Annotated in this window: 4 protein-coding genes and 1 pseudogene; 2 read left to right on the forward strand and 3 right to left on the reverse strand. The window is 45.0% G+C overall.

Annotation, left to right across the window (positions count from 1 at the left end):
* Together V3S16_RS16545 and V3S16_RS16550 are read left to right on the forward strand one after the other, a co-directional pair.
* Positions 1 to 261, forward strand: a pseudogene (locus V3S16_RS16545) (hypothetical protein); the annotation flags it as partial.
* Positions 248 to 370 (forward strand): dienelactone hydrolase family protein, encoded by a 123-nt coding sequence (locus V3S16_RS16550; protein WP_413886944.1) that lies wholly within the window; start codon positions 248 to 250, stop codon positions 368 to 370. The pseudogene V3S16_RS16545 and the gene V3S16_RS16550, both read left to right, overlap by 14 nt.
* Here the strand turns inward: V3S16_RS16550 and V3S16_RS16555 are convergent.
* The 3 genes from V3S16_RS16555 to V3S16_RS16565 all read right to left on the reverse strand — a co-directional run bounded on the left by V3S16_RS16555 (position 339) and on the right by V3S16_RS16565 (position 3,759).
* Positions 339 to 1,226 carry a class I SAM-dependent DNA methyltransferase gene (locus V3S16_RS16555; RefSeq protein WP_413886946.1) on the reverse strand — a complete coding sequence of 296 codons (888 nt, stop codon included), beginning with the start codon at positions 1,224 to 1,226 and terminating at the stop codon, positions 339 to 341. The genes V3S16_RS16550 and V3S16_RS16555 overlap by 32 nt on opposite strands.
* A gap of 260 nt (positions 1,227 to 1,486) precedes the next feature.
* Positions 1,487 to 3,010 carry a glycine betaine ABC transporter substrate-binding protein gene (locus tag V3S16_RS16560; protein WP_413886948.1) on the reverse strand — a complete coding sequence of 508 codons (1,524 nt, stop codon included), beginning with the start codon at positions 3,008 to 3,010 and terminating at the stop codon, positions 1,487 to 1,489.
* Entirely contained in the window at positions 3,007 to 3,759 is a 753-nt protein-coding gene (locus tag V3S16_RS16565; RefSeq protein ID WP_413886950.1) for an ATP-binding cassette domain-containing protein, read from the reverse strand. The genes V3S16_RS16560 and V3S16_RS16565 overlap by 4 nt, the downstream gene beginning before the upstream one ends.
* Positions 3,760 to 4,398 lie beyond the last annotated feature (639 nt).

The raw sequence follows: 4,398 nt of genomic DNA on the forward strand, positions 1-4,398 counted from the left end.
AAAGGAGGGTTTTATATGCGCTATTTTATTTCAGTATTTTTTCTTTTATCATTTTCAACTATTGTATTTGGTGCCAAAGGCTCATCGGTAACGTATCAGGTCAATGGCAAATCTTATGAGGGGTATTACATTAGTCCTGCCAAACAGGCGCCTCTGGTTTTGCTGATTCATGACTGGGACGGTCTGACAGACTATGAGATCAGGCGGGCCAATATACTCGCTGGAATCGACTGGAGTTGTGCACGAAATGATAACTTATAGTGGCGCGCGTCATGCCTTTACCGTTTTTAATGGAAACCGTTATCAAAAAGCTGCAGACAAAAAATCCTGGAAGCGTTTTAAGGAATTTCTTGCGGATAAGTTGAAGTAAGACGATTACTAAAACAGACTGCCGCAGTATTATGAGCACGGGGATTCAGGTTTTTTTTACATTTGGTATTATGTTTTTGGACTTTCGGTTCTAACCAGGATTCAGGGATATTTGCGATTTTCTCACCTATAATTGCAATATAGTAAAGCGGCTCTCCTGTTATGGATAACCTGTGTTTGTAGCGTTCCTGTGAGTGAACTACAAGAATACCGTTATCAATCATTCTGTGGATAAGACATGAAAATCCAGTTGAGTCATTGTCAGAGAGAAAAGTCTCCTTAATATTAAACGCTATCCATCCGGAGACAGAAATAAGATTAAACCCCTCTGCAAATACGTTAGGCGGAATATCACCAAACCCAAGGGCTGCAACCGTGGTCAAACAGTCAAATGACTTTTCTTCCAGGTCCCTCCGAACGTTATCCGGAGTATTCATGAGATCTGTTACAAAATAATCTTCATAAACATCTGGACGATCCCGATCTATCGCTTTTTTTGCTTCCTTTTCAATATCAACTCCATAAATATTTTTTACCCCGCATTCCCGTAACCGCTCACCTACCATACCATTGCCGGCGCCAAGATCCAGGACAGTAAGATCTTCGATATTTGTTGTGCTTTCGCCAACCTCTTTTGTCAAAAGCTCACAGACCTTTTCCGGTGACTTACATTGTAATTTGTCATAAAACAGGTACTCATATAAGCCTGGTATCGCGTATATTTTTCCGTACTCATGAAGCCCTATCCTGCGCGTTTCATTCTTCTCTATATCTTTCACAATGCAGTATTCCTTATCCTGGCTTAAAGTTCGGGAATCATGATCTGGAATCTCAATTTCGTAATGCGTTTTTAACATACTATTCCCCTTTCGCTAATTATCTGGAATTGTTTAATGTTTGAGTTAAGCCACGCGATTGAATGAAGGCGGGAGCGACTTGATACTCAATGGAGTTTCATTATAATACAGCAATACAGAATTATTTGCAATCCAAAGGCTTTATAAAACAAGGAATTATGATAATTTCCTGCCGGACAAGAGTCTCCGATATTACTTTCAACACCATTATTATTATATTTTTCAATCAGTTGAAGGGGATTTATTGAAGGAATGCCGGATTACGAGGCTGCTTTTTTCAGGCGCAATCCCCTGGGTACAAGAATCCGTTCGATAATCTCAAATCCTCCCTGCACAAGCAGTGCAAGTCCTGCGGCCGGCAACGCACCCTGCAGAATCAGACCAACGTCATCCAGGCGAATTCCCGTCAGAATTGGCTGGCCATATCCTCCGGCGCCTATAAGAGCGCCGAGAGTCGCAGTTCCGACATTGATGACTGCCGAAGTCTTTATCCCTGCCAGGACTGTCCGCGACGCCATAGGGAGTTCAACAATTCTGAGCCGCGCTCCGGCAGAAAGGCCGAGCGCCTCTGAAGATTCCAGGATATGAAGGGGGATATCATGCAGGCCGGTAAAGGTATTCCGGACAATAGGGAGAAGGCTGTAGAAAAACAGTGCTGCAATCGCCGGTGGGCTTCCAATACCCAGAAGAGGGATCATAAATACAAGAAGAGCCAGAGAGGGAATGGTTTGTATGATACCTACAAAACCGAGCACAACCTGTCCAAATTTTTGCTGTTTTGCGGCGATAATACCGAGCGGTATTGAGACGAAAATGGCGGCAAACAGTGAGACTGAAACCAGGAAGAGATGTTCAGTCGTATGCCGCCAGAACCGCTCGACCGCAGTTTCTTCTTCACGTACTGTTTTTAAAGAGAGGCGGTCAGAAAGAAAATCCGATGCAACCCTGCTCTCGGGTATTTTATCCAGTTTGGCCCGGGCGTTCATCTTTATCATGTCAGCCCCGGAAATCAGACCCTTAAGGCGGGCTAACGCAGATACAAGCTGAGGATTCCGGATTGATAAATCCTCACGATACAGTATAAATGCATTATATTCAGGAAAATGATTCAGGTCATCTTCGATTGTTTTTAAACCGTAATACTGTATTTCTGCGTCTGTTGCATAGAGATCCATCGCATCTATATCACCGCTTTCCAGCCCTCGATAGCCAAGGTCATGGTCAATCCCCCGCACATCCCGCTGAGGCAGAGCGTAGCGGGCCTTCAGGCTCGGCCAGCCATCACCACGGTCCATGAACTCATTGCCAAAGCCGAACTTGAGGTCAGGATATTTCCGGAACTCTGAGATTTTCTGAATCCCAAGCCGTTCTGCAACCTCGGGCATCATTCCTATCACATACGTATTGTTGAACCCTAACGGGCCGATCATCTGAATTCCCTCTTCGGCAAGGGCAGTGCGAATTTCCTCCTCACTCTCTACTCCCTTCCCGGCAAATATTTCCCTGCTTATGGTGCCGGTATACTCGGGATAGATGTCAATTTCTCCCTTTAAAAGCGCACCCCAGAGCACGCGTGTGCCGCCCAGTTCCCGGCGGTGGACTGTTTGGGCACCACTGTCTTCAATAACATGGGCGATCATCTCTCCAAGGATTACTGATTCAGTGAATTTCTTCGAGCCAATCCTCACAGGAGAGTCTGATGCGCTATAACCATCAAAAGGAGAGAAAAATACTAAGGAGCCCAGCACAAACAGGATAACGGTATAATGCCGAAAAGATTTCATATGCTATCTCCTTTTACCGTTTCGAGGGAACTGCGCTGTGCATTAATGAATTGTGTAACAAACGGATCGGCCGGGGACAAGATGAGATCCTCCAGAATTCCCTGCTGGATTATTTCCCCTTCCCGAAACAAAATAATCTCATCTCCGAAAAAACCTGCTTCACCTATATCATGTGTAACCAGCACGACGGTTTTTTTTAACCTTTGAAAAATCCCCTTTAAATCAGTCTGTAAATCAGCACGAATCATCGGATCGAGCGCGCCAAGCGGTTCATCCAGCAGGAGCACATCAGGGTCAAGCATCAGGGCACGCATGAGGCTGACCCGCTGTTGTTGGCCCCCGGACAGCTGTACCGGAAAACGTTCCAGCCCGTCACGGGGGAATTGAGTGAGCTCAAGCAATTCATCAAGTCTTTTTTTAATGCTGTGAACGCTCCACTTCAGATAGCGCGCCATTAAGATGATGTTCTGGCGGGCCGTAAGGTGCGGAAACAGGCCGCCTTCCTGTATAACATACCCCATTTTTCTCCGCATGGAAAAAACGTTTTTCTGTACAACCGGTGTTCCGCTGAATATGACAGAGCCGTTGTCAGGCTCAAGAAGTCCGATAATGAGCCGCAGGAGAGTGGATTTTCCACAGCCGCTCGGCCCGATGAGTACCGTTGTTTTACCTGCCTGAAGCGTGAGGGTAACAGATTTCAGGGCTTGTGACATGCCAAAGGTTTTCGAGATATTATTTAATTCTATCATTGCGAAAAAAGACTCTCAGTATGTATATGCATATAAATTTTACCTGATTACTGGAAAAAACATACAAAATACTGATCAAAATGCAAGAAACCAGTTTACCCCGTGACAAAGTTTTACTGGCCTGTCGTAGTCCCGTATAAGACTGGATAGATTCCACGGAGATCCCGATACTTCTTGTGCCATTCTACGGTACGGGGCCCCGTGGTTTAAACTTGCGAGGTTATGAAGTTTTACTGGCCTGCCCCGTGGTTTAAACTTGTGAGGTTATGAAGTTTTACGGGGGGGGACCTGACCCTCTATCTCGAAAGTTAAATTAGGCAACAACAAAATATCCTATTTATTAAACCCCGTTAGAAGACCTTCGCCCTTCTAACGGAAAAACCTTCTTCTACCTAACGGCAGACAGGTGCGGGCAGACAGGCCCGCGGCAAACCACGGGGCTCTAACGGGGTAAAGATGTTATAATCACACTACTGCATAATTAGTTTTCGGTTAAGTCATGAAAAAAAAGCTTGAAACTATTATTAAAGACTAAAGAGAATTATGGGAGTCCGACTTCCATAATTCAGGGAAGGATATTCAGGCCTTGAAAAATATATTTCTAGTTTATCTTTATTTCCGCGCTGCGTTTAAGCCCCT

It is taken from the genome of Candidatus Desulfatibia sp. (genome assembly GCF_036446775.1).
Classification (GTDB): Bacteria; Desulfobacterota; Desulfobacteria; order Desulfobacterales; family UBA11574; genus Desulfatibia_A.